The sequence below is a fragment of the Desulfosporosinus sp. FKB genome, from assembly GCF_002196705.1.
Classification (GTDB): domain Bacteria; phylum Bacillota; class Desulfitobacteriia; order Desulfitobacteriales; family Desulfitobacteriaceae; genus Desulfosporosinus.
The window spans coordinates 1-25,365 of sequence record NZ_NADJ01000033.1 but is presented as its reverse complement, the minus strand read 5'-3'; the positions used below and the strand labels follow the sequence as shown (position 1 = coordinate 25,365).

The following is a 25,365-nucleotide window of genomic DNA, read 5'->3' as shown; positions in this document are numbered from 1 at the left end:
GTCAAAAGTCTTGTTACCTCTTGGGCTTACAAAGCCAGGCAAGAATTCTTGCCGGGTATGTTGACTTTGTAATTTAAAACTACTCCCTTTTAACGCTTCAAGTATAATTGAAAACTACCTGCTTGTCAAGTGAACTCGTTCAGCTTAAGCTGAACATCGGGGCTTCAGATACAATAATGTCCAGTGGACATTATTGCCGAGCCGCCTTTCCCAATAGGAATACTTAGCGGCGAAGGAGGACTCTACCCCACCTGAAGTTAACGAAGGACCCACCCCCACTTATAGAAGTGGGGGGCTTAAAAACTCGATAAAACTTTTCTTGTTTGCAATGAATTATGCTGAGTTATTTTCTACGTCATGAAGAAAAATCTCAACTAACTGGGGATCGAACTGAATCCCGGCGTTAATTTTCAATTCCCGCAGGGCAATGGTTTCAGGCAAAGCCTTGCGATAACTTCGTTCGCTGGTCATTGCATCATAGGTATCAGCAATAGCAATAATTCTTGACTGCAGCGGGATCGCAATACCCCTTAGTCCTTTAGGATAACCCTTCCCATCCCAACGCTCATGGTGAGATAAAACATAATCCGCCATTTCAGACATATCATTGACCGTGCTAAGGATTCGATAACCTATTTCCGGATGCTTTTTGATTTCCTCCCATTCATCGTCGGTCAATTTGCCAGGCTTGTTTAAGATTGTTTCTTCAACGGCAATTTTACCGATATCATGAAGCAAGCCAACAGTTTTTAGTTCTTCGATTTGCCCTTCGGGAAGGTCCAAAGCCTTGCCAATTCGTTCACAAAGCGCTGATACTCGATGAGAATGCTGCTCTTCACGTTTGTTTTTCTCGTGCAAAGTGCTAATAATCGCCTTAATGGTTTTTCCTCTCATGCTCGGGCTTTCAAAAAGCTTTTTCTTATACATATAATCTTCGGCCTTTTTTAAAATCTCATAAATATTTTCACCTTTATGAGTCTTTGTCTCATATCCAAAGGAGACCGATAAGGCAATAGAACCTACTTTCTCTTCTAAGGCCCGAGTTTTAATGCGTTTAAGAATTTGATCTGTTTCACTGGCACTAGTCTTAGGCAGGAGAAGAACAAATTCATCCCCGCCTAGACGGGCAATGATGTCGTCGGATCGGCAGGAACCTTTTATTACCTCGGCGACTGTTTTAAGGAGTTGATCCCCCATACTGTGACCAAAAGAATCGTTAATAAGCTTTAGACCGTTAACATCGACAAAAACAACCGTTAAAGGATAGTTTCTCTGCACATCTAACCGTTTAAGCTCTTCTTCAAAAAACCGGCGATTATATAACCCTGTAAGAAAATCATGATAACTCAAAAACTCAAACCGTTGTTCCATTTTTTTGCGTTCACTTATATCTCGCCATAAGACATGAAACACTCTTTTTTCATTAATTAGGATGGACGTCAGCATGACTTCTCCAGGAACAATTGTCCCGTCCTTCGTTTTCAAAAGCCACTCAAACTTTTTACTTCTATGAGTCGTTTTAATAATCTCCATCGCCTTCTTTTGAGAAGAAACTCCTTTGGCTTGGAATGGCGGTGAAAGCTCCCAAAAACTCTTGCCAATAATACTTTCTTTAGAATCATAGCCTAACAGTTCTATAGTCGCAGGATTACAATCTATGAACTTATTATCATCAAGAATTAATATAACATCAGATGAGCCCTCAAAGAGAGTTCTAAAAGTATGTTCACTAGCTTTTAGAGCCTCTTCAGCCCTTTTTTGCTCCGTAATATCCTTGTAAATTCCGAACACGCCAATCCGTTTATCTTCAAAAATTAAAGGGTAGCCAAGGATATGAACATGAACAATACTCCCATCCTTACGCGATCTGAGAGTATCATATTCAACGATATTCCCCTTGATAACTTTTTCGGAAAGCTCAGTGGCCTTATCGCTCTGCTCCAAGGTAACAATTTTATCATTAATAGTGAAGCCGATCAGCTCCTCTTTTGAGTAACCAAAGACTTTTTCAAAAGCACAGTTAACGTCTATAAATCTATCTTCAGTATCTAAGATGCAAATAGCCTCCGGAGAATTTTCAAAAAGCTTGCGGAAATATACTTTTTGTAATTCCAAATCTTTTAGAGAACTCTCTTTATTAGCAAGGTCATTAAAAATTATACAAAATTCAATTTCGTTCTGTTTAATTATTAAAGGAAGTGCCAATATTCGAACTTGAATGGGTAAGCCATCTTTACGGAAACATGAAATATTTGAAATTACTGTTTCTCCTTCTGGAATTTTATTGCAAAAAAAATCAATTTCCTTTTTATCGGAGCCAAGCATGACATCACTAATAACTGAACCCAAGATTTCGGAGGTTTTAACTCCAAACATTCTTCCAAAAGATTTATTAATGTTAAGTATTTTTCCTTTTTGATTCATGATTAGAATACCATCTTGAGTATTCTCAAAAACCTCAGTAAAAAAATTATTTCTTAATTTTAAGTGATCGGTCAAAACTTTTAGTTCTTTATTTTTCTTCTTTATTATGTAAATGAGGATTAAAAAAAACGCTGTAATTAAAACTATGAGAGCTATGCGTAAACATAAATTCAGCATATAAACCCTTCTTTCGATTAACCAGACCTATTATATGACAATACTAAAATTTTTTCTATATCGTAATTTTCGGAGATGCTGAATAAATGGCCATTTCGAAAATTGCTTCTCTAAGCTATAATATCTTTAAAACAATATTGAGAGGAAAAAAATAATGATCCGTACAATTATTTGGTTTATCTACTTTTGGCTCTACCTTATTGCTATCGAGCCCGTCCTAATGAAAATTAATCGCTTGTCTAAGCTGGGACAAATTTCCGAACGAGACAAGATCACTGCTGAAATGGCTAAAAACTGGGCTCGATCTTTAATAAAGTGTGCAGGCGTAACAGTTTCAATCTCTGGGGAGGAGAAAATCCCTTCCGGACCCGTCCTTTTTGTGAGTAACCATCAAGGAAACTTTGACATCCCTTTACTCTTGGGATACATAAAAAAGCCTAAGGCCTTTATAGCCAAAATTGAGCTTCTTAAAATACCCTTTATCAGTACTTGGATGACACATATGCAATGTGTCTTTATGGATCGTTCCGATATCCGACAATCACTCAAAGTTATTAATCAGGCCGCAGATCATCTAAAAAAAGGCTATTCCATGGTTATCTTCCCAGAAGGGACGAGAAGCAAGAGTGAAACGTTAGGTGAATTTAAGTCTGGAAGCTTAAAATTGGGATTAAAAGCCGGAGTTCCTATTGTTCCTATTGCAATTCGCGGTTCTTATAAGATTATGGAGCAAAATGGCTTTCTGATAAAGCCAGCCCATGTTGAAATTATTATTTCAGATCCCATCCCCACCAACAGTCTTACAAAAGATCAGGCCAATGAATTGTCGGACAGAGTATATAACGTAATTAAAGATTGTTTGGCCGAGACAGATCCTATCGTGGCCTAGACGATCACCGCCATCAGGAGACTGCCCGTTTCATGCAAAAAAACCGCTTTTTTGAGCGGTTTTTTTATATCTAATCTATTATATCTAGTGAAATATATCTAGTGAAATTCAACGTCAATCTTATGCAGCGGGATATTGATCCTTCGCAATGATTCAATTTCTATAAAAGCAAATAATATGACATGATTTTGGAATATTTTATCCATAGACTTGTCCCAAGGCTTTAAAATATAATGAAATTATGCACATGACTCCTTGGCTATCGTAATAATGAGCATCGTAATCAAGAAAGGGGATGTTTTATGCAAAAGAAACTGACAAGTCTGATTTTACTGGTAATTATTTTAGTCTTTGGCTTAGCTCAATCGGCACAGGCCTCTTTAGGCGACACCTTACTTAAATTTGGTTCAACAGGTCCTGACGTTGTACAGTTACAAATTGAACTTAATTACCTCGGCTATAATATTGGGACAACAGACGGTATTTTCGGCTCCAAAACAAAGAATGGGGTTGTTGCTTTTCAAACGGCCCAATCCTTAAGTGTTGATGGAATCGTTGGGCCACTCACCGCAAAATCTCTCAACGCTGCTTACACAGAAAAACTCCATGCTGATAAAGCAGCTGCCCTTATTAATACTGCCGAAAAATATCTTGGTGTTCCCTATCAATGGGGAGGAGAATCACCAAGCACCGGCTTTGACTGTTCCGGCTTCGTTCAGTATGTTTTTGCTCAAAACGGAATCACCCTACCACGGGTTTCACGTGATCAATACACGGTGGGAACGCCTGTCAACTTTAGCGATTTACAACCGGGGGACCTAATCTTTTTCTCGATCGGAAAAAACGAGATAGTAGACCATGATGGTATTTATATCGGGAATGATCAATTCATTAACGCTTCCAGCTCCAAAGGAGTGACAATTTATAGCATCGGTCCTTATTGGCAATCTGTATATCTGGGCGCCAGAAGAGTTTCCTAAGTAAACTCGTTCAGCTAAAGCGGAACATCGGGGCTTCGGTGACGAAAGTGTCCATAGGACGCTTTTGCCGAAAGCGCCTTCCGGAATAACCAATTTCCGGAGGGCGCTTTTTTGCCGTCAGACACGTCAATCAATCCAAATATTAAGTTCATGCTCATGTTCAATAATTCTATCAGCAATCTTTGTTCCAACAACCTTAAAGTAGTTTTCACAGACTTCCCAAGAAGAATCGTAGTCTTCCATAAACTTACCCCTTGTCATAACCCTGCGAGGCAGAGGAATCCTATTCGTGCTGTTGATATCAAAATTTGCAATGGATTTTTCAAATTCGCATTCTAAATTTGCACTGTTCCAATACTTGGTTCCTTTTTCTGATCCCGATTCACAGATACGATTTACTAATTCATAAGTTAGCGTTCCGAAGGTAATTAATAGTTTGGGCCGATATTCTAGAATACTTTCCTTTAGCGATATAATATCATCTGCAATTTCGGATGATGGCCAAAATTGCGAAGCATTAGAAACCAAACCGATATCGCTGACCATACTTTTGAAATAGATATTTCTAGTCTCAATTCTTTTTTTAAGTTTACGGTATACTTGGTCCTGAATCACTTCAAGAATCGGCACCCAAATATCATTACGGACTGCAGGATAGTTAGGATTAACTAATAGCCAAAGATGGGAAGATCGATCTCCGGACTCAGTTTTTATTTTATCAACTAAAGGTGAATACGTATTGAGTACTAAGCTAGACAAGGATAATTCCACCTTTCGTATTAGGGTTAATACTAAATAGGAACAATATCAACGCTTTACTTTGATATTGTGGTATAATTTTATATAACTAGTTACATAGCAAAAAGCGTGCCAGACCCTAAATAGGCCTCAATTCAAGATCTTCGGCAATCAAGTAATTAAAAAGTGTAGCAAATGCTACACTTGAATAAAGGACTTCTATACTCATTCGAGCTGCTTCTTGATTGCATGCTTACCTTCACGGTATTTTTGGGCATTTATAGAGTGTAGGTTTTATTTAATAATAACTGTAGCATATACTACAGTTATAACAACGGAAGTGATATTGTGCTGAGAAGAAATAAATTATTCTCTACCTTTAAAAGCAGCAGTTTGCGAAATCAGATCGTAATTATAATTGCCGTTATCATGCTTGTACCATCTGTTGCTCTAATGTACGACATTTTTTTTGCTTCCAAGACAGATGAAGTTGTTTTCCTAGACAAAGAACAACGGCTCGAAGCCCTGGTCAACAGTATCAATAAGGATTTCTCGAAAAATCTTCAATCATTGTCCTTAGGAACTGAAATCTCTTCATCTCTGCTTCAAGACGAATTCACCCAAGTTGTGAACCCTCAGATTCAGGCTAATTTAGGAATTCGCTTTGGCTTGTATATACCCAAAACGGAAAAAATCACCGTACTTGGTTTCCTGCATAACTATCGTAACCTCTCTCAGGAAGAAGAAGCTCAAAGGGAAAAGGACATCTTTGACAATACAAAACCAGGGTTAGTTGCAACCGAAATGAGTAATACTCCGCTCTTTCGCATATCTGGTTTATGGAATGATCAGGTCGTTGAGTATATATCCCCTGTAGTTTTAAATAAGAACGTCGTCGCCGTAATGTGGGTTGAAGAGCGGCTTAACCCTTTCTTTTATCAGAGCAGCTTCTTCCTGAAACTTGAAAGGTATTTTACTCTTGCTGTCTTGGCTATTGTTATGATTGGTGCCCTTATTGTTATCCGAAACTTAATGACCGGAGTTAACCGTTTGAAGCAGGGGTTAAACCGCATGGAAAATGATATTCATCATTTGCTGCCTGAAATGCCGGGAGAACTTGGTCAGGTGGCTCAAGCAGTTAATCGCTTAGCTGTTGGCCTCAGCGAAAAGGAACGATTAGAAGATCAGCTGAGACAATCGGAGCACCTGATTGCTCTTGGCCGTCTGGCAACCGGTGTAGCTCATGAGTTACGCAATCCAATTGCTATCATTAAAACCTTGGTTGAATTGATGAAACAAGAATATTCTCAAATGACCGGCATTGAAGAATTTACGCGGGCAATAGAAGAACAAATCGACCGCCAAGATTTTGAGATTCAGGAACTTTTAGATTTCGGACGTCCCACTAAAGTTGCCACCAAAGAATGTTCCATTAATGATCTTATCAAAGGAGTCCTCTCCTTCTCCGCCGCTATGCTGCGCAAGCAAAAAGTCCACGTAAAAATACATCTGGCAAATAACCTGTCTGAAATCTTAGCTGATACCGAAAAGCTTAAACAAGTTTTTGTAAACATCATTGTTAATGCGGCAGAAGCTATGCCTGAAGGCGGAGAACTGGCAATAACCACTGAAGAAAGGGAGAGCACCATTGCCATAAGCTTTGCGGATACTGGAGAGGGTATCCCCCTAAACGATAAATCAAGAATATTTGATCCCTTTTATACAACCAAAAAGACCGGCACCGGCCTTGGTTTGTCAATTTCCTATCAAAGTGTAAAACTGCATGGTGGAACCATTGACGTTGACAGCGAACTGGGAAAAGGGACTACTTTCCGGATTAATCTTCCTGTACTGCCCAAAATCTTTAGACAGGAGTGATCTTCTTGACACCAAAAATTCTGGTCATTGACGATGAGGAAAGAATGTGCTGGGCCCTCGAGAGGGCACTCAACCATGAAGGATATCAGGTGATGACCGCCACAAGGGGGTTAGAGGGCATCCAATTGGCCCAAGAAAGCGAACCCTCGCTGGTAATTTTGGACTTAAAAATGCCTGATCTCGATGGCATCGAAGTATTAAAAGAGCTAAAATCTTTGCACCCTAATGTACCTGTCATCATGATCACCGCCCATGGGACTATTGATACGGCCATAGAGGCGATGAAAATTGGCGCTCTGGACTATATCACAAAGCCCTTCAAGCTGGAAAAAATTAAAGTCCAGGTTCAACAAGCGCTCCATCTTTCAAATCTGGAGAATCAAGTTGATTTTTTACGTCAGGAATTGGGAAGACAATATGGCAAACTCATTGGCCGAAGTGAACCGATGAAAGAGGTATCTCTCTTAATCCGCCAGGTTGCAAAAACCGGAACAACAGTACTGATTACCGGTGAAAGCGGAACAGGAAAAGAAGTTGCTGCTTTGGAAATTCATAAAGCCAGCAATCGTTTCGATAAACCCTTTGTGGCAGTAAACTGTGCTGCTCTTCCGGAACATCTCTTAGAAAGTGAACTATTCGGCCACGAGAAAGGGGCCTTTACCGGGGCAGCCGGCAGAAAAAAAGGGCGCTTTGAGATCGCCGATAAAGGAACAATCCTTCTTGATGAAATTGGAGAAATGCCTATCAACATGCAAGTAAAGTTGTTAAGGGTATTACAAGAACGATGTTTTCAAAGAGTTGGCGGAACCGAGACAATCCACGTCGATGTTCGAGTCATCGCTACAACGAATCGAGATCTTGCCGCGGCTATCACCACCGGAACCTTTCGAGAAGATCTTTACTATCGCTTAAATGTCATGGGTATTGTCATGCCTCCCCTTCGATCCCGAAAAGAGGATATCCCGCTTCTTGTTAATCATTTTCTGGAAAAATTTGATCCTACTAAGTGTAAAAAAATTTCTTCTGAAGCGATAAAAACCTTAACCCAATACAACTGGCCAGGAAACGTCAGAGAGCTGCAAAATGTTATTGAAAGAGCTCTTATTGTATGCCAGGGTTCAGAAATCCAATCGGTGCATTTTCCTAAAGAATTGCTCAAACATCTTGAAGAATCGCCAACACCGGAGATCCAGCTTTCTGAAAGTGGTTTTTCTTTAGGGGAGTTAGAGAAACATCTTATCATTAAGGCTCTGGAAAAACACAACTATAATCAGACCAAGGTAGCAAAATATTTAGGAATTACCCGCCCAACATTGCTTTATCGCCTGCAAAAATATGGTATCAAGGTATGACCACAATTAAGGGACTGCAAAATGCATAAACGCCCCTCATTAAACAAAAACCCTTCATAAATAGTGGTTCAAATCCACTTATATGCAGGGTTTTATTTATGGAAACGGATAGATATTCATTATGCAACGGCCCCTATCCGCGACTTGTTTTAGATATGATCACTTCCGTAATCAACCATTTTCTGATTCAATTCCGCAAATTCCCGGCTAATTTCCGGTGCTTCAAGCCACTGACTTTGGGGAGAACAGCGATCAAAGTAATTTAAAAACTCCTTAAAGCCGTCGCCGCTATAAGCATCTCGAAACCCTTCCAGATTAAAATGCGACGAGAAATTACAGTTTAAGTTTAAATGATTATATAAATCCTCACTGATTAGCTCTGGATTTCGCGTCTCCACAACCTTATGAAAAGAAGCAAAAACTTTTTTCTGTTGCCTAGAATTAAGTCTATACACAACACGTCCCCCTTATTAAATTAAAATAGAGAGTTGTTATGCTGTTAGTATGCCCTTTAACTTCTAGAGTTTGCATTCGTTCAAACGAGAAATGACAAGTTTTTAGAGTAAGTTTAAAACTTCACAAGTATTTCATAAATAAATTTAGAGGACATTTGCATATAGTGTCGAATAAATAATGATATGCTTTAATGAAAGGAGAAGGAATGCCGAATCTAGGTCGTCTAGAACGGGGGATTTTATTCATGGGGTTAATCGTGTATAATGCGCGAAGGGCTTACACCTTCCTGCCCGAACCCGTCAACTAACCTCGTAGGCAATTGTGAAAGGTGAATAATATGCAATGGTCTCGTAAACTGTCTCAGATTCAAGGCGAAGTACTTAGCCGACTCAAGCATTTCGATTGGACTCAGAAAAAACTGGTTATCCAACAGTTTTCGCGCGATACGTTACGAAAGATTTCTTGGAAATCGCCAAAAGTTATCGGTACCTTATCAATTTCTCTCATTTTAATAGGTGGGGTTACCTACAATCTTACAACAACGACTTCTGCGGCTGCAGTTCTTGTTAACGGTCATCAGATTGGCCTGGCAAGAAATTCAGCGACGGCCGAAAACCTTGTAAAAACAATTTTGCAACAGGAAGGCAAACCATATGGCCTAGTTGCCAAAACTCACGACGTTATAACTTATGAGAACGTCAGGGTTAGTCCGGCGGTCTATCTGGAATCTTCTTTAAATGAAGAAAAACTAGAAAACGACATAACTTGTTATGTCGATGGTTATACCTTAAAAGCAGATGGGTCCGTTGTGGCTGTTTTGCCAAATAAGGAAGACGTGGACAAGGTTCTTAAAAAATACCAAGATTATTATGCAAAACCCAGCTCTGAAAATAAGATTGAATCAATAAGTTTTGCCGAAAATGTTAGTGCCGAAAAAGCTGAAGTCTCCCCGGATCAAGTAAAAACAGCTGATCAAGCCTTTAAGGTATTGATGGATGGCAAGATAACGACGAAAAATTATACCGTTCAGCCTAATGATTCCTGGTGGCTTATTGCCCGCAAAAACGATATGTTAACCGATGAGGTATTAGCCGGCAATCCGGGATCAACTAAAAATACCATGCTGAAACCTGGAGAAACTATAAAGCTTGTTGATTCCACACCCTATCTTACCGTTGTTAGTCAAGGAACTTATTCGGGGTCGGAAACAATACCCTACGATATTGTATCGAAAACAGATCCGAGTTTGGCCTTTGGCAATTCTAAAGTTGTAACCCAAGGAAGTAATGGCGCAAAATTAGTTACTTATTCCTATGTGCGTAAAAATGGTATCGACGTAACCAAAAAGGTATTAGCTGAAAAAGTCACTCAAAATCCTGTGAATCAGGTCATTGCCAAAGGACCTGGCAATGTGACGGTTGCTTATGGGATTTCCCGAGGAAGCAGTAATAATTCATCCATTGTAGGTCGAGCGCTCAGTTTAGAGGGTACGCCTTATGTCTTCGGCGGAACCACTCGCAGTGGTTTTGACTGCTCGGGTTTTACAAAATATGTTTATGCTAATTCCGGAATATCCCTGCCGCGTACTTCTTATGCTCAGTTTGCTTCAGGAAGTCCTGTCAGCAAAAATGACCTTCAGCCTGGTGATTTAGTGTTTTTCACTACATATACTAGTGGCGCATCTCACGTAGGCATTTATATGGGTGGGGGACGATTTATTCATGCCAGTAACCCCAACAGTGGAATTGAAGTCTCCAGTCTCGGTGACAGCTTTTACGCTTCACGTTATCTAGGAGCGCGCAGGTATAATTAGCAAGGGAAATTACGCTTGAAAAGGGGCAGTGTGAAAACACAGCCCCTTTTCATTTTTCAGGATAGGAATTATTCACCTCTGAAGCAATGAAATTTTTGACAATCAAAATAAAGACAGTAATACTCAAATAATAAATGGTCATGGTATAAAGGAAATTCCACCCTTCACAGAGAACGAGAATTTTTAGATTCAGAAGTATACGTTGTCCAATAATCGCAATACCGAAAGGAATTATCTTCCAGTACCATTTTTCAAGAACACATACGAAAAAAACTAAAAGTACAGTTTCAGCGAGCTGATATGTAAAAATAAATAAAGTACTTGCTAAATATAAATCAGATACCCAATTCACATGATAGTACTCTTTCCCCAACAATAACAATACGGGTACAGGATAGTGCAGCAGAACAAAACCAACTAAGTAAAACGTAATAAATCTTAAAAAACCTGACTTCATGTCATGCATTTTTTCAAACCAACTTTTAGTAACCAGTTGATAGACAAAAATGCAAATAACTGTCATATAGCTTTTCCACCAATGATGTTCGTAGATGCCTAATTTTAAAAACAAATACTCCATAAGCAAATAGAAAATAGTAATTAAAGAAATCCAACCTATTCCTAAGGCATAAACTGCAACTAATATTGCTGTACCTGGATAAAAGGTGGAATTAAGTATAAGATGGCCTAAGAGGTTCTGTGCCCAAGGACTTGTAAAAATGCCTGTTATATAGGCATAACTATTAAATAACCCAAGTACGACAAATTCACCAATCCAAGTGATACTTGTTGAAACGAAAAAGAAAACAAGAAATATAACCCCCCTATGTTTATCTCTTTTTTTATAGATGGTTAATCCAGTAACACTTAGCCCAATTAGTCCCAATACACAATACCAAAATATGTTTGGCATAATCCCTCCCAAAGCTGCCTTTAAATTAACACCTTTATCTTCTCTAAAGTATTCAATAATATTCAAGATACTATTCGAAATAACAATTGAAATAGTGACATAGGGCAGTTTGCTCCAATGCCACTATCACCGCATTAGGAATTATGCTGAGTATGATTAACGATGTTTGCTATTTCTCGCTTAATAAGCTCATTGGGTATAATGGTATAACGCAGATTGATAGTATCAAATAATTTGCTTGAAAATACCCAAAACCCTTTGTACATGTTAATCATTCGACTAGAATTCGTTTCTTCAAAGGTTACTGCCAATACAGAGCTCAATGAATTCCTAAGAAAAAAGTTTGTAATTTGACAACTAATAACCTCTTGCGACACTTTATCGAGGCTTAAGATAGGCAATACTAAATGCTCGCCTGTTTTGGAAACCAAATCGCATAAGACAGGTTTCAATGACAAGATAATCTCGGCTAAATCCCTTGTTTCCCAAATGACTCGCATTTTGCCACTCCCCTTATAGAACAAATCTTATATTACTTTTATTATAAATAACATATTAAATGAATGACTTAAACGTTCTTATCAAGCAAAATAAAAACTAGCCTGAATTGTAAAATCCGAAGCTAGTTTATTAATTCACTTATTCATCGAAAGGGTTGGGGAAACGTACGAAAAAAGTAGTCCCGTCTTGACCTGTATCAATGTCTATATGAGCATGATGTCTGTTGGCAATTCTGAAGCACATGGGCAGACCCAAGCCAGTTCCATTTTCTTTGGTAGTAAAGAACGGATTGCCCAGCTTTTTAAGATTCTCTTCATCAATTCCTTTACCTTCATCCTTTACACTAAGGACAATCCCATCTTCTTCCATAAAGGTTTCAATCGTAAGACAACCATTTGCCTCCATTGCTTCAAGACCATTTCGGGCCAGATTTAAGACTAGTTGGGTAATTTCATTGGAATCGATATTAATTTCCTTAATCTTACCCGGTTGAAAAATACACTTCTTATCTTGACTATAAGCGTCAGCGATTAACAAAGGAAATAGGTTTTCCAGCAACTTGTTGAGATCCATACGTTTAATTTCAGTCGGTTTATTTTTGGCAAGGGATAAGAAATTTGTAATTATTAGATTTGCCCTATCCAGTTCCTCGATCATTAATTCAAAATAATTTTGATAAACAAGTAAATCCGTTTTACTCTGTAACATTTGAAGAAACCCTCGTATAGTTGTCATAGGATTTCGAATTTCGTGTCCAAGACCTGCTGCCAGCTGCCCTATAATATTTAAACGTCCTAGTTTTGCTATTTCACCTTCTAGGTATTCTCTATTCGTAATTTCCTTTTTCAGGGATTTTTTTAACGAAAAAACCTCTGTTTGAAGATTAACTCGTTCTTCCCTGAGCCGAATTATCTCCTTTTTAAAATCAACAAATTCTTCCCAATCTTTAATAGTACGAAACGTTGCAGTCATAGATATTAAAATCCTCCGATAATTCATAATCATCTGATATTTATATCTATCTAATTTTACATCCGCCCCGGGTCTTAGGAACGGATATGTGGATAAAAGGATACTATGTAAGTAATAGTTATATTATTTCGAGAATAAAAAGGGAAATCCTTCAAGAATTGTTTATTTATTATGAGATTAATTATTTTCGCAAGAAACTGAACTCGTTCAGCTAAAGATGAACAACGGGGCCTTCAGGATAAAAGCGGCTGCAAATTTCTATTGCCAGAACGTTCTATCCGCTCTGGCAACCTTTTGTTAGACTGCTAATCTACTTGTTCCCTCTTTCTGCCAATACTTTGCTAAGTAACTTTCCCCCTGTACCCCAATTATCCATCTCGTTCTCTTTAATTAATACTATAAAGGCTTCTTCCGGAATACCAAGAGTATCACTGGCAACTCTAGTAAACTCGCTGATTAGTTTTTCCTTTTTCTCTTTATCAATTTTCCCAGCTTCAATTTTGATAAATGGCATTTAGACGGCCTCCTTTAATAATTTATTTATGCCTGAAACCTTGGTATCTGAATCCCTTAATTATCCTAGAATATCTCAGAGGATCGTTATTTATTCCGATTCTGACTTGGTTAAAAGAACATTTCAGGATTTAGACAAGCCCTTATGAAGCGAAACTCATCTAGTGAGAATTGGCTTCATACAATTGGTTGTCCTTGTTTAACGGTTCATTTTGGGAATTTTGATCACTTGTTCCTGAACATAATGTTTCCAGACCAACATCTGCTAAAATAGTTTCAATAATAAACCTTTCTTGTTCTGTCATGCTTCCACCTCGTGTGCAACGTTTTCCTATGATGCCAAGCTAATTGTTTTTCACGAATTAACTTACATTTTATTGTACCCTTAGGCAAGCTAACAGATAAAGCAAAAGTATTGTCATAATATGTAAAATATTTTCGATTTACTAAATAAATATTTAAAAAATATTGAAATTAGCCGTCTGATTCTAAAAACAGGCGGCTATATTTTTGGCCATTTAGATTGTACCTGTTAGCATATTTACTTCATTTTAACACATTCACAATACGTCTTTTACGTTCATGTTTTAAAATAAAGTTGAGCTAAAAATGGTTCGAATCTGAAGGTAGTTAACTCAACTTGGACTTTCTGGCAAGAATAAAACGATGAGGTGATAAAGTCATGAACGTCAGTGTATATACATACACTCTGGGGAAAATGACCAAAATGATCTTAGCCCCTGTAGGGCCTTTGCAGTATTTGCTTAATTCCCCGGGCCTTCCTCACATCTATAGCTTGGAACAAGCTTACCGACTCTTAGAACAAGACAACAAGTCCAGAGCAGCCAACTTTTTCGAGGACTATCATACATATCTTAAAAAGGGCCTGTTATGGGCAGACCGTGGCTGGAAAAATGTGTGTCATTATTATAATTGGAACAACGATCAAAACCGCGTCCAATGGCCGGATGCAGCAGCAGAGTGTCAATATTATTTCAATAAAGCCATGTCCCTCTTTTCTCAAGAGATGGTCAAAGGAATGTTTTATCTTGGAGCGGCTTTGCACTTAGTACAAGATATGTGTGTACCCCATCATTCAACGGGAGTCGTTTTTGATGGGCATTTAGAATTCGAGAAATGGGCAGCGAGCAACTGGTACAACTTCCCTGCCAAAACCGGTTTATACTTCTCCTTTACTCATCCTGTACAGTGGATTGACCAAAACGCTAAACTATCGGCTCCGCTTTATCCCCTAGTATCAATTGAAAATGGCTGTTCAAGTAAAACTTATTCAAAAGCCGCAGAAACCCTAATTCCTCTGTCGATTGCTACAACTGCCGGTTTTTTGGATTTTGCATACCAAATATTGACAGATATTCTTCCTCGGCGGAATTCAGCCAAGATCATGTTATGGCCTATTCGCTAAACGGTTATGCCTAACTTTTCATATAAGCAAGCATATGGCAACTGTTATAAGAAAAATAGTCTGAGAGAAGGTCCAAAATACCTCCTCTCAGACTATTTTTTGTACATACTTGCTTTCTTTAGCTGTTTTGCAAGAGACAGCTCTTTTTTTCTTAGAAATAAATGCCCCTTTATTATTCCGTTTATAAATTATTCATACATGTACTGTCGAGTTAAAGGCAGATTATTGTTTGCTCCTTTGGTAAAAAGGAACTGATGAACGTCTATATTGCCGCAATGAAATGAAGCGGCACAAGAATTCAAATATAAACGCCACATGCGAATAAAGGTATCATCTTTCATTTTTCGAATTTCCGGAAGCGCTTGTTCAAAATTTTGAGCCCAATGTTCTAAAGTCCTTGTGTAGTGCTCGCGCAAGCTTTCGAGGTCAATAAGATAAAATTTATTTTCAACAATTAAAGATACGAGTTCGTTAACTGCCGGAATATATCCTCCAGGAAAAATATATTTGTCAATCCAGCTGTTTGTTCCTGAGGCTTCATCATAACCTGTTATACAATGCAGCAGGGATATTCCCCCTTCATTAAGAAAGGATTTTACAGCGGAGAAATACCCATCAAGATTTTCTCTGCCGACGTGCTCAATCATCCCTACACTTACGACTCGATCAAAGGTTCTATCTTTTAATTCCCGAAAATCGAGTTGCTGAACTTCAACGAGATCTTCTAAGTCTTCTTCTTTAATTCTTTCCGAAACTCGAGAGTATTGTTCTGAACTAAGCGTTATCCCCACAGCTTTAACTTGATAGTTTTTCGCAGCAGTAAGGATTAATTCTCCCCAACCACAACCTATATCTAATAAGGTTTGTCCGGGCCGCAAATTAAGTTTACGCAGAATATGATTTACTTTGTTTTTTTGTGCCTGAAAAAGACTATCTTCCGGAGATTCAAAATAAGCACAAGAGTAGGTCATGCTCTCATCCAACCAAAGGCGATAAAAATCATTGCCGATATCGTAATGAAATTGAACATCATCTTTACTTTTACGTAAAGTATTGGAAAGCATCTTAGCAAATCTAACATAATTTTTTTTCTCATAAAGAAAGCTGCTTTGATTATTATAAATCGACTCGATAACTTTTTGTACAGCTCCATCAATGTCAACTTTTTTATGCATATAACCTTCGCCGAAGGCAAGGGAGGGATCACTGATAATTTCCGATTTAGGTATGGGCTCAGTGAAATTAATTCGGAATTGAATCTCTCCTTCGCCATATTTTTTAACGTCCCCATCCCAATATGTAACCTCACAGGGATCAGCGAACATATTTTTAAGGACATTGTTGTAGAATGTTTTATCAATGCTCATTCTATTTACCTCCTTCGGAACTGATAAAACCCTAGAGGTAATACTTCATTAAACTTCCTCTAAGTTAAATTTCTCGATTACCGATTGAGCTCGTTTTTTAAGATTAGTTAAGTCTTCTTTAACCCGTTCAATTTTTAAGATCTTCTGTTCGATTAAAGTAAGTTCTTCATCTAAGGTGTCTATAATACTCAACAGCTTTTCTCTTTGCTCTGTACGTTCAGCAGTTTGTTTAAAGCTTACTTTTTGAGACTCAATGAGATTACTAAGCGCAATAAAATGCTGCAGTTCCTCCAGCGATAAGCCTAAGGCGTCTTTGGTATACTTAATTCTCTTAAGCAATTCTATATGCTCTTCATTATAGTACCTAGTCCCCCCTTCACTGCGTTTAGGCGGCGGTAATATACCTATTTCTTCATAATATCGGATGGTTCGTTTGGTCAAGCCGCTCTGGAGAGCAACTTGGTCGATTTTATAGTTATCCACAATACCCTCCTTACTGTTGCTAAGATTATATTAGCACTAATGTAACATTAACGTCAACGTTCACACCTACTAAACCTTAATTTTTTACAAATAAATACATTTTTTACATCTTATATACTATCCACTAAACCTAACTTTTAATCCCAAGTAAAAATGGAGTAAACTTGTTAAGCTAAAGGCTAAATCCATAACTTCTTCACAAAAAAAGCGAGGACCTCAATTAGGTGCTCGCTTTTATCATGTATTTTACAGAATATGGAGACTGTTTTTGGTTCTTACCTGTCCTTTGCTTCTGTATATTAACGGTAGAATAGATATGGTTTTGAGGAAAGGAGGTTGAAACAGTGAAACGTCAGTGGTTAATCAAAGCAGCTGCTAACAAGCAGAGAAAACTCCCCACCCTAGGGGTAGCAATTATTGTGATCATAATTGCCATTGCTGCTCTGAAATTAGCGTTCAACCAAAGAGTATCTGCCTGGCAGGATTTTTCAGATACTATACCGACAATTGCAAATCCTTCTATGACTCCCGCTGAAATTGAAAGTTCTCTGGAAGACATCTTAAAACAATATCAAGAGATAGCAGCATCAAAAGAAATCAATAAGAAGCAAATAACAGCCACATTAGATAAATTATATCAGCTTTCCTCCACTGACTACCTGAATGCTAATGCTCTAAAACAATCATCCAGGAACAGCCAAATGATCATTGATTTAACCGAAGCAGCCAGATTGCTCACAGCATCCCTATTTGAACTAAACGATAGTTTGAGCAGTACCGGTGATCTGAGTAAGTCTCAATTAAAAAACAGCAAAGAAGATCTTGTCTCAGCGTCTAGTAAAATTGAACAGGTCCGCCAGGAAGTGAACTCGTTCAGCTAAAGCTGAACATCGGGGCTTCAGATACAATAATGTCCAGTGGACATTATTGCCGAGCCGCCTTTCCCAATAGGAATGCTTAGCGGCGAAGGAGGACTCTACCCCACCTGAAGTTAACGAAGGACCCACCCCAACTTATAGAAGTGGGGGTCTTAAAAACTGGATAAAGCATTAGCTCAAAAGAAAAAACTATAAAGTTTTGGCGAGATTGCTTAATTCCATTGACATGGAAGTGATTTCTTCGATACTTGCAGAAATCTCTTCCGAGGCAGCCGCTTGTCCTTGACTGGCATCTAAGGAGATATTGCTTTTTCGGCTCGCTTCTTCAACTTTCTGCTTTATTGTATCAGTCAATTGTTTAATTCTGGGAACCGTGCTCTTTGATTGAGCAGAGAGTTTTCTTATCTCCTCAGCAACTACGCCAAAACCGCGGCCTGCATCTCCGGCTCTGGCTGCTTCGATAGCTGCATTCAATCCTAACATTTTCGTTTCATCAGCGATCTCTTTAATAAAAGCCGACACCTCATTAATCTCTTCTGAAACATTTATTATCCCTTTAATATCAGTATTAAGTTCCCCTTCATTGGTGTGTATTTCCGTCGCTGAGGCTGAAAGCTCCTCTATGGCGGCGGCTATACCTTCAAGACTGCTTTCTAAGTTGATTGACATTTCACGCAGGGTAACTGCCGTTTTTTTCGGTGTCACAATCCCCAGAGTAGCAACGAGATTTTTATGTTCATCATCATACAAAGGAAAATTAGCTATAGTTAGTGGCTGCCCGTATTTTGAAGCGTCAATTTCTTCAATAATAGGCTTTTTAGTTTGCAGCGTCCGATACGCAATATCTGTTTCCCTTAGTTCATAGCCTACTGCTATTGACGGCATGTCAAATTTACCGGAGGCCTGTGCATAAGCAATCTTTGTTAAATCCGACATATATATATAAGCGCCTTCAGGAAACATCTCCGCTAAAATAGGAGCAAAATCTCCAAAGGCGGCAGCTACAGGGTGTAATTTAGGGAATGCTATGGTAAATGCACCCCAGACGTCTCCTTTTTCATCGATGATAGGGATTGAGACGATAACTACTCTCATGCCATAAACCGTACGGGGAATATTTTGCGTTAGAACCTTCTTATTCCGCATTGCTTGCACCGTCGTTGTATCTTCCTTTAACCTCTTGCCAACCTGAAAAATATCTAACGTAAACGACTCAGAGGTTTTTACCCAAACAAAGGTGTCACGTTCTACAACTCCGAACAATACTCCGCCTGGTATTAAATCAGCCATAAATTCAGCCATGATCTTACACGCCTCAACACCCGCTAAAGCTATCATCTTCAAATCACTCCTGTCCCTATCTGCTCGTTAAAACTTCAGCCCTAAAATTCAGCCCATTCAACAAAAGAATTAAACGCTCGTCAATCCGAACAACACCTTGCACTTTGCTGCTTCCAAGACCCGATAGTTCTGCATTAAGTCTTTCAATCGATTGTTCTTCGACCTTTATAACTTCTGAGACATCATCCACAATTATCCCAATTCCTACATTCTCTATGTTCAAAATAAGCAAACGGCTGTCAACACCTCGCTCAGATTGCTCAACACCAAATCGCTCTTTTAAGTCAATAACTGGAATTGCTTTACCTCTCAGGTCAATCATTCCTTCTATGTAGGAAGGCAAATAAGGCATTTTAGTTATTCTTTCCGGAATTCGAATGATCTCCTGAGCAAAAGTAATTTCCAAGGCATATTCTTCATCACCCAATCTAAAAACAACTAGCTGCAGAAAACGCATACAATTCACTCCCTTCAGAATTCTTAAGTTCTTTATCACTCCTTTACCAAGAAAGAAAAATCGTCAAGATAAGATATTCCTGACGACAAAGACATTTCTTACTATTTTCTGCAACCCGGCTATCTTCCTCATGAGAAAGACCCGTGGCTTTGCGTCCTTGGCTTTCACCAAGTTTGCCTTTGTCTTTTGGTGTATATTATAGCATAATAATGTAGTATAAAGTTGAAACTAATGAAAATATAGTGAATATTTTGCCTTGCATTATTTTTGAGTCTGTGAATTAAATTCTAAAATGAATCATTTATACAAGTTTAATTTGACAGTTCAAAGGGAAATTGGTCTGTAAAGGCGAATTTTCTTTTTACGGAGGTGAATTGGCATGTTTTCAGCACCACTGTTTGAAAATGATGTTCCCGCAGCCCTTCTATCCTGACGGATCGAAGTGGATTATGCATCTTCCGTCTGGAATAAGGACTTAATTTCATTGAAGACGGAGGGAACTTAAATGTCCAAAAATAAACTAGGCTCTATATATTTAGCTTTAGCTGCGACAATTTGGGGAGGTATGTATGTCATTAGCAAAGTGGTTCTTAGCGTCATACCACCCTTAGAGTTAGTGTGGCTGCGCTATATAATCGCGCTCCTCGTGCTCTCAGCCATGGCAGTCCTAACTCATCAATCTTGGCGCATAAGTAAGCGTGACATCCCCTTAATTCTGATGATTGGAATAACAGGCTATGCCCTATCGATCTGGACTCAATTTCTGGGAACAAAACTAGCTACGGCTCAGATGGGGGCTATTATTACCTCTGCAACTCCGGCCTTCATGGTTATATTCGCTCGTCTCTTGCTAAAGGAAACAATGACCTTGCGCAAAGGACTCTCGGTGCTTTTGGCAACCATTGGCGTCTTGTGCATTGTTGGAATCGGAGATATTAGTAAAACGTATCAGCTTGGAGGACTAATCTTAGGCGTCGCAGCAATAACTTGGGCTTTAATGTCTGTACTCATAAAACGAGTTCCCGGCACTTACTCTCAACTTGTTGTTACGACCTATGCGATTTTTATAGCAACAATAATTATTACCCCTTTTGCAGCTTCTCAGGCAAGCCAAATTCCGGTCGCTGTAATGGCCCGTCCCGCAATCTGGGGTGGAATCTTGTATCTTGGCATTGTTTCTACTGCCCTTGCTTTCTTTTTGTGGAACAAAGGCCTGCAGATGGTCGAGGCCGCTAGCGGAAGTCTCTTTTTCTTCTTCCAGCCCCTATCAGGAACTTTGTTGGGCTGGCTTTTTCTCGGCGAACACGTGGGACTCCCATTTGTGATAGGTTCAGTTTTAATACTTTCCGGAGTTTTATTGGTTATTAGAGAACCATAACTGTATTTAAAAATGCCGTTTACCTGGGAAAGTCTAAGGAGGCTCTTGAGCAATCAAGAGCCTCCTGCCATTAGCCTGCTTCAGCAGCCTCAAACTGGCTATTGTAAAGGTTAGCGTAAAAGCCGCCTTTTGCCAGAAGCTCCTTGTGGTGCCCCTGTTCTATGATATCACCATGGTTCATGACGAGGATCAAATCCGCATCGCGGATTGTTGATAAACGATGGGCAATAATAAAACTTGTTCTGTTTTCCATAAGGTGATCCATAGCCTTTTGAATTTCAACTTCCGTCCGGGTATCGACAGAACTGGTGGCCTCATCGAGAATAAGTATTTTCGGGTCAGCCAAGATGGCTCGGGCAATAGTCAAGAGTTGTTTTTGCCCTTGGGAGACATTAGAAGCCTCCTCGTTCAGTACCATATTATAACCCTTCGGCAGTGTATGAACGAAACTATCGACGCGTGCAGCCTTCGCCGCTTCCATTATCTCCTGATCACTTGCCTCGAGTCGGCCATAACGGATATTTTCCATAATGGTTCCATTATAAAGCCAGGTATCCTGAAGAACCATACCAAATAAAGAACGCAGATCATGCCTGCTGAAGTCGCGGATGTCATGTCCATCGACCAAAATTGTGCCATCATTGACATCATAAAAACGCATCAAAAGTTTAACGATCGTAGTCTTGCCCGCTCCCGTCGGCCCAACAATAGCTACCTTTTGTCCAGGTTTAATATAAGCGGAAAATTTGTTGATAATGATCTTATCTGGTTCATAGCCGAAATGGACATCTCTAAACTCCACACTCCCCTGCACTCTCTCCAGTTTAACTGGATCAGTGCTTTCGGGAACTTCATTTTCCTCGGCTAAAAACTCAAAAACACGTTCGGCTGAGGCTGCCGTTTGCTGGAGTATATTCGAGATATTAGCCAATTGAGTAATCGGCTGAGTAAATGATCGTACATATTGAATAAATGCCTGAATGTCCCCTACCTGCATAGACTTTTTGATGACAAGCCAGCCGCCTAAAACGCTAACCAGAACGAAGCTTAAGTTTCCGACAAAACTCATAATGGGCATAATCAGACCTGACAAAAACTGTGATTTCCAGGCCACCCTATATAATTTCCTATTAAAGCCTTCAAACTTCTCAATACTCTTCTCCTCGCCATTAAAGGCTTTCATAATCACATGACCGCTATACATTTCTTCCACATGACCATTTACATTTCCCAAATAATCTTGTTGCAGCTTGAAGTATTTCTGTGAATATTTAATAATAACCATAATAATGATCATAGACAAAGGGATCACCATGAAAGCCACTAAGGTTAAGAGCCAGCTTATACTTAGCATCATGACCAGCACACCAAGGACTGTTGTTACAGAGGTGATAATCTGCGTTAAGCTCTGATTTAGTGTTTGGCTGAGGGTATCCACATCGTTAGTAACTCGAGACAACACTTCGCCATGATTTGTCCGTTCAAAATAACCCAAGGGCATACGGTTAATTTTCTCTGAAATGTCCTTGCGAAACTGGTAACTGACTTTCATAGCCACACCTGTCATAACCCAGCCCTGGACATAACTGAAAAGAGCACTTAAAAAATATAAGCCTGCCAAAAGGAGAATGGTATTACCAATATAATTAAAATCTATTCCGCTGCCGCTGCCGGAAAGCTTGCTTAGAGCGCCTTCAAAAAGGTTTGTGGTGACATTTCCTAGTATTTTGGGGCCGACAATAGAGAAGACTGAGCTAGCTGCGGCAAAAATAATGACGAAGATCATGGCTGTCCGATAGGGACGTAAGTAATTTAATAGTTTCTTCATGGTGCCTCTGAAGTCTCGAGCCTTTTCGCCCCCCTGCATCATACCGCCGGGACCGCCGCCCATACCGCCCATGGGACCCCGCTGAGATGACTTCTTCCTGGTCTCCACGCTCATGCTAATTCCTCCTTCGAGAACTGAGACAAGGCTATTTCTTGATAAGCCTCGCAAGTTTTCATTAATTCATCATGGGTCCCGATTCCAGCCACTTTTCCTTCCTCAAGGACTATAATTTGCTCAGCGTTCATAATTGTAGAAATGCGCTGGGCAACGATAAGGACCGTACTTCCTCCGGTTTCAGCCTTCAGGGCTTTACGGAGGGCTGCATCTGTTTTAAAATCCAAGGCAGAAAAACTATCATCAAAAATAAAAAGTTCCGGTTTCTTAACCAAAGCTCGGGCAATCGATAATCGTTGTTTCTGTCCGCCTGAAACGTTTGTTCCGCCTTGGGCAATCCCTGTCAATAATCCTTCCGGCTTTTCGTTAATAAATTCCGTGGCTTGGGCAATATCTGCAGCTTTTATGAGATCCTCCCGGAGGGCAGATTCATCAGCATACTGCAAGTTAGATTCAATAGTTCCGCTGAACAAAATACCCTTTTGGGGCACATATCCGATCTTGTCATGAAGATCATGCAGAGTTACCTCACGGATATCTATTCCATCTAAGAAGATAGAACCGCCTGTAACATCATAATAACGGGGAATCAGGTTAATAAGGGTTGTTTTGCCTGCACCCGTCGAGCCAATAATCGCTGTGGTTTGATTTGGCCGGGCTTTAAAACTTATGTCTTGCAAAGCATCTTCCTCAGCACCGGGATACCTGAAGGAAACATTCCGAAATTCTAATTCGCCCTTAATTTTAGGATTAAAGTCTTTAGGGGTCTGCGGATCAACAATCACAAGCTTAACCTCCAAAACATCGGCAATCCGCTGAGCTGATACAGATGCTCTTGGGATCATAATAAACATCACCGACAACATTAAAAAGGCCATAATGATTTGTATGGCATACTGCATAAAAGCCATCATATCCCCGACCTGCATTCCTGAATTGGCTATTTGAGAAGCGCCAACCCAAACAATGAGCAATGTAACTCCATTCATAATTACGGTCATTGCCGGCATCATAACTACCATAACCCTATTGACAAATAGGTTGTTTTTTGTTAGATCAGAATTAGCCCGATCAAAACGACTTTCTTCGAATTTTTGAGTGTTAAAGGCCCTAATGACCATCATCCCGGAGAGATTTTCACGAGTTACTAAATTAAGCCGATCGATAAATTTCTGAATTAATTTGAACTTGGGCATAGCTACCGAAAAGACGATGGAGATCAAACCTAAAAGCACAATTACAGCAACAGCAATAATCCAAGACATAGAAGTGCTCTTACCCAGTGCTCTGATCACTCCACCGACACCCATCATCGGAGCATAAAAAAACATTCTAATCATAATCACAATCAGAGTCTGTATTTGGGTGATGTCATTTGTGGTTCGCGTGATCAGTGATGCGGTGGAAAATTGATCAAACTCTGCATTCGAAAAACTCTCTACCTTTGAAAATATACCTTTACGCAAATCCCGTGCCAGTCCTGCGGCTATGACTGCTGAGGTAAGCCCTACCATGATAGTACAGGCTGCACTGACTAAAGCAATTAAAAGCATCACCATACCCGTATTGTTAATATAACTATTTTGAATTTTGTTTGTGTTCATGCCTAATGCAGCATATTCTGCTTTAACGGAACTGACAGCTGTTTGAATAATCATACTGTCACTTAAGGCAGAGAATTGCTGATTGATTTTTCCGTTTAGTTGAGCTAGTTGAGCTGGAGGAAGTCTGGAAATAAGAGCATATAAGTCTGTATTCGCTGGAACTTTCATTCCATTAAAAGAAGTTACGCCCCCATTAGCGGTAGATTTCATTTTTTCAATACCTGAAACTGCTAGAAATGCCCTGCCAAATACTGGGTTCAGCTTATTTATTTCCGATTGATCGATAGATTTTAGAACCTCAATTGATTCCCGCTGTAAAATTGGATACGTCTGGACATATCTTTCATAGTCCTGACTTGATTTGTCGATTAAGGTATAATCTTTTAAAACCTCCACCTTATCGGCAGGAGTCATAAAAAGAGTAAGCTTGCTCATCTGACTTTGTCGCACGGCCACAGGAACATCATTAAGGATCCCCCCCTGTTGAATTCCCTGATTGACGATATTTGCCATATAATCCGGCAGGGAAAGGTCTGCCATAGCCTGACAAAAAATCAGAATTACAGCCGTAATAATTAACAACGTATAGGGTTTTAAATATCTCCATAGTCTCAGCATCAGCCAATACAGCTCCTTAAATCTTAAATCTTAAACCCATTAACCTTAAGTCTTAAACCTTAAGTCTTAACATTAATCCTTACTCTTATGTCAGTTACACAAATAAACTCTGTAAATGTTCCCAGTGCAGGTATTAGTATTTTAAGTTTCGCACCCTGATAGGAGTTATTTCCCGGCGGAAACTTGGTCACCAGTTTGAGTTCTTGCATCTTAACTCAGACAATTCCATTGGAATTTTACTGTTTAACAAGCTTTATCAAGCATT

22 protein-coding genes and 2 riboswitches are annotated in these 25,365 nt (G+C 39.3%); of the genes, 8 read left to right on the top strand and 14 right to left on the bottom strand.

The annotated features are described in order from the left end of the window. Positions 1-333: 333 nt before the first annotated feature. Positions 334-2,601 (bottom strand): PAS domain S-box protein, encoded by a 2,268-nt coding sequence (locus B5Y67_RS11160; protein WP_088226518.1) that lies wholly within the window; start codon positions 2,599-2,601, stop codon positions 334-336. A gap of 154 nt (positions 2,602-2,755) precedes the next feature. Here B5Y67_RS11160 and B5Y67_RS11155 point away from each other — a divergent pair, with 154 nt between their 5' ends. Together B5Y67_RS11155 and B5Y67_RS11150 are read left to right on the top strand one after the other, a co-directional pair. After that, entirely contained in the window at positions 2,756-3,490 is a 735-nt protein-coding gene (locus B5Y67_RS11155) for a lysophospholipid acyltransferase family protein (protein ID WP_088226517.1), read from the top strand. Positions 3,491-3,792: 302 nt separating this feature from the next. Beyond that, positions 3,793-4,470, top strand: coding sequence for an NlpC/P60 family protein (locus B5Y67_RS11150; RefSeq protein ID WP_088226516.1), 678 nt, complete (start codon positions 3,793-3,795; stop codon positions 4,468-4,470). Between the two features lie 126 nt (positions 4,471-4,596). On the opposite strand, the gene B5Y67_RS11145 is transcribed toward B5Y67_RS11150, so the two are convergent. Next, a complete protein-coding gene (locus tag B5Y67_RS11145) occupies positions 4,597-5,229 on the bottom strand; it encodes a hypothetical protein (RefSeq protein WP_088226515.1) in 633 nt (210 codons plus the stop codon). Between the two features lie 327 nt (positions 5,230-5,556). Between B5Y67_RS11145 and B5Y67_RS11140 the strand changes: the two genes are divergently transcribed. Both B5Y67_RS11140 and B5Y67_RS11135 read left to right on the top strand, forming a co-directional pair. Further along, complete coding sequence (locus B5Y67_RS11140) at positions 5,557-7,086, top strand: ATP-binding protein (RefSeq protein WP_242975937.1); 1,530 nt, start codon at positions 5,557-5,559, stop codon at positions 7,084-7,086. 5 nt (positions 7,087-7,091) lie between these two features. Next, positions 7,092-8,438 (top strand): sigma-54 dependent transcriptional regulator, encoded by a 1,347-nt coding sequence (locus B5Y67_RS11135; protein WP_088226514.1) that lies wholly within the window; start codon positions 7,092-7,094, stop codon positions 8,436-8,438. A 149-nt stretch (positions 8,439-8,587) separates the two neighbouring features. Here B5Y67_RS11135 and B5Y67_RS11130 read toward each other — a convergent pair whose 3' ends face one another. After that, complete coding sequence (locus B5Y67_RS11130; protein WP_088226513.1) at positions 8,588-8,893, bottom strand: hypothetical protein; 306 nt, start codon at positions 8,891-8,893, stop codon at positions 8,588-8,590. A gap of 197 nt (positions 8,894-9,090) precedes the next feature. Beyond that, positions 9,091-9,227: riboswitch (cyclic di-AMP (ydaO/yuaA leader) on the top strand. Positions 9,228-9,231: 4 nt separating this feature from the next. Between B5Y67_RS11130 and B5Y67_RS11125 the strand changes: the two genes are divergently transcribed. Beyond that, positions 9,232-10,707 (top strand): C40 family peptidase, encoded by a 1,476-nt coding sequence (locus B5Y67_RS11125; RefSeq protein WP_088226512.1) that lies wholly within the window; start codon positions 9,232-9,234, stop codon positions 10,705-10,707. A gap of 49 nt (positions 10,708-10,756) precedes the next feature. Here the strand turns inward: B5Y67_RS11125 and B5Y67_RS11120 are convergent, their stop codons facing one another. From B5Y67_RS11120 to B5Y67_RS25330, 5 genes are all read right to left on the bottom strand, one after another. Continuing rightward, positions 10,757-11,686: a hypothetical protein gene (locus B5Y67_RS11120; RefSeq protein ID WP_242975936.1), complete on the bottom strand. Its 930-nt coding sequence runs from the start codon at positions 11,684-11,686 to the stop codon at positions 10,757-10,759. A gap of 68 nt (positions 11,687-11,754) precedes the next feature. After that, positions 11,755-12,120, bottom strand: coding sequence for a hypothetical protein (locus tag B5Y67_RS11115; protein ID WP_088226510.1), 366 nt, complete (start codon positions 12,118-12,120; stop codon positions 11,755-11,757). Between the two features lie 139 nt (positions 12,121-12,259). Next, positions 12,260-13,093 carry an ATP-binding protein gene (locus tag B5Y67_RS11110; RefSeq protein ID WP_088226509.1) on the bottom strand — a complete coding sequence of 278 codons (834 nt, stop codon included), beginning with the start codon at positions 13,091-13,093 and terminating at the stop codon, positions 12,260-12,262. A 310-nt stretch (positions 13,094-13,403) separates the two neighbouring features. After that, positions 13,404-13,607 (bottom strand): 4-oxalocrotonate tautomerase DmpI, encoded by a 204-nt coding sequence (gene dmpI / locus B5Y67_RS11105; RefSeq protein WP_088226508.1) that lies wholly within the window; start codon positions 13,605-13,607, stop codon positions 13,404-13,406. A gap of 160 nt (positions 13,608-13,767) precedes the next feature. Beyond that, positions 13,768-13,911 carry a hypothetical protein gene (locus B5Y67_RS25330; protein ID WP_170932672.1) on the bottom strand — a complete coding sequence of 48 codons (144 nt, stop codon included), beginning with the start codon at positions 13,909-13,911 and terminating at the stop codon, positions 13,768-13,770. Between the two features lie 377 nt (positions 13,912-14,288). Between B5Y67_RS25330 and B5Y67_RS11100 the strand changes: the two genes are divergently transcribed. After that, positions 14,289-15,032, top strand: a complete 744-nt coding sequence (locus B5Y67_RS11100) for a zinc dependent phospholipase C family protein (RefSeq protein ID WP_088226507.1) — start codon at positions 14,289-14,291, stop codon at positions 15,030-15,032. Positions 15,033-15,220: 188 nt separating this feature from the next. Here B5Y67_RS11100 and B5Y67_RS11095 read toward each other — a convergent pair whose 3' ends face one another. Then, on the bottom strand, positions 15,221-16,399 hold the full coding sequence (locus B5Y67_RS11095) for a cyclopropane-fatty-acyl-phospholipid synthase family protein (protein WP_088226506.1): 1,179 nt from the start codon (positions 16,397-16,399) through the stop codon (positions 15,221-15,223). 48 nt (positions 16,400-16,447) lie between these two features. Next, the gene (locus tag B5Y67_RS11090; RefSeq protein ID WP_088226505.1) at positions 16,448-16,882 is read right to left on the bottom strand and encodes a MerR family transcriptional regulator; all 435 of its coding nucleotides are present in this window, start codon (positions 16,880-16,882) and stop codon (positions 16,448-16,450) included. Between the two features lie 344 nt (positions 16,883-17,226). On the opposite strand from B5Y67_RS11090, the gene B5Y67_RS11085 reads away from it, so the two are divergent. Further along, a complete protein-coding gene (locus tag B5Y67_RS11085) occupies positions 17,227-17,763 on the top strand; it encodes a hypothetical protein (protein WP_088226504.1) in 537 nt (178 codons plus the stop codon). A gap of 186 nt (positions 17,764-17,949) precedes the next feature. Here the strand turns inward: B5Y67_RS11085 and B5Y67_RS11080 are convergent, their stop codons facing one another. Next, positions 17,950-19,098: a methyl-accepting chemotaxis protein gene (locus tag B5Y67_RS11080; protein ID WP_088226503.1), complete on the bottom strand. Its 1,149-nt coding sequence runs from the start codon at positions 19,096-19,098 to the stop codon at positions 17,950-17,952. A gap of 19 nt (positions 19,099-19,117) precedes the next feature. After that, positions 19,118-19,558 carry a chemotaxis protein CheW gene (locus B5Y67_RS11075; protein ID WP_088226502.1) on the bottom strand — a complete coding sequence of 147 codons (441 nt, stop codon included), beginning with the start codon at positions 19,556-19,558 and terminating at the stop codon, positions 19,118-19,120. A gap of 106 nt (positions 19,559-19,664) precedes the next feature. Continuing rightward, positions 19,665-19,746: riboswitch (cyclic di-GMP riboswitch) on the bottom strand. 317 nt (positions 19,747-20,063) lie between these two features. Here B5Y67_RS11075 and B5Y67_RS11070 point away from each other — a divergent pair. Further along, on the top strand, positions 20,064-20,936 hold the full coding sequence (locus B5Y67_RS11070) for a DMT family transporter (protein ID WP_088226501.1): 873 nt from the start codon (positions 20,064-20,066) through the stop codon (positions 20,934-20,936). 70 nt (positions 20,937-21,006) lie between these two features. On the opposite strand, the gene B5Y67_RS11065 is transcribed toward B5Y67_RS11070, so the two are convergent. Then, positions 21,007-22,878, bottom strand: a complete 1,872-nt coding sequence (locus B5Y67_RS11065; RefSeq protein ID WP_088226500.1) for an ABC transporter ATP-binding protein — start codon at positions 22,876-22,878, stop codon at positions 21,007-21,009. Then, positions 22,875-25,100 (bottom strand): ABC transporter ATP-binding protein, encoded by a 2,226-nt coding sequence (locus tag B5Y67_RS11060; RefSeq protein WP_088226499.1) that lies wholly within the window; start codon positions 25,098-25,100, stop codon positions 22,875-22,877. The genes B5Y67_RS11065 and B5Y67_RS11060 overlap by 4 nt, the downstream gene beginning before the upstream one ends. Positions 25,101-25,365: the final 265 nt, after the last annotated feature.

Excerpts from the sequence above, each read along its gene's own strand:
- B5Y67_RS11110 (WP_088226509.1), bottom strand. The coding sequence starts at position 13,093 with ATGACTGCAACGTTTCGTACTATTAAAGATTGGGAAGAATTTGTTGAT.
- B5Y67_RS11125 (WP_088226512.1), top strand. The coding sequence starts at position 9,232 with ATGCAATGGTCTCGTAAACTGTCTCAGATTCAAGGCGAAGTACTTAGC.
- B5Y67_RS11115 (WP_088226510.1), bottom strand. The coding sequence starts at position 12,120 with ATGCGAGTCATTTGGGAAACAAGGGATTTAGCCGAGATTATCTTGTCA.
- dmpI (WP_088226508.1), bottom strand. The coding sequence starts at position 13,607 with ATGCCATTTATCAAAATTGAAGCTGGGAAAATTGATAAAGAGAAAAAG.
- B5Y67_RS11155 (WP_088226517.1), top strand. The coding sequence starts at position 2,756 with ATGATCCGTACAATTATTTGGTTTATCTACTTTTGGCTCTACCTTATT.
- B5Y67_RS11080 (WP_088226503.1), bottom strand. The coding sequence starts at position 19,098 with ATGATAGCTTTAGCGGGTGTTGAGGCGTGTAAGATCATGGCTGAATTT.
- B5Y67_RS11065 (WP_088226500.1), bottom strand. The coding sequence starts at position 22,878 with ATGAGCGTGGAGACCAGGAAGAAGTCATCTCAGCGGGGTCCCATGGGC.
- B5Y67_RS11100 (WP_088226507.1), top strand. The coding sequence starts at position 14,289 with ATGAACGTCAGTGTATATACATACACTCTGGGGAAAATGACCAAAATG.
- B5Y67_RS11095 (WP_088226506.1), bottom strand. The coding sequence starts at position 16,399 with ATGAGCATTGATAAAACATTCTACAACAATGTCCTTAAAAATATGTTC.
- B5Y67_RS11075 (WP_088226502.1), bottom strand. The coding sequence starts at position 19,558 with ATGCGTTTTCTGCAGCTAGTTGTTTTTAGATTGGGTGATGAAGAATAT.
- B5Y67_RS11060 (WP_088226499.1), bottom strand. The coding sequence starts at position 25,100 with ATGCTGAGACTATGGAGATATTTAAAACCCTATACGTTGTTAATTATT.
- B5Y67_RS11070 (WP_088226501.1), top strand. The coding sequence starts at position 20,064 with ATGTCCAAAAATAAACTAGGCTCTATATATTTAGCTTTAGCTGCGACA.
- B5Y67_RS25330 (WP_170932672.1), bottom strand. The coding sequence starts at position 13,911 with ATGACAGAACAAGAAAGGTTTATTATTGAAACTATTTTAGCAGATGTT.
- B5Y67_RS11160 (WP_088226518.1), bottom strand. The coding sequence starts at position 2,601 with ATGCTGAATTTATGTTTACGCATAGCTCTCATAGTTTTAATTACAGCG.
- B5Y67_RS11150 (WP_088226516.1), top strand. The coding sequence starts at position 3,793 with ATGCAAAAGAAACTGACAAGTCTGATTTTACTGGTAATTATTTTAGTC.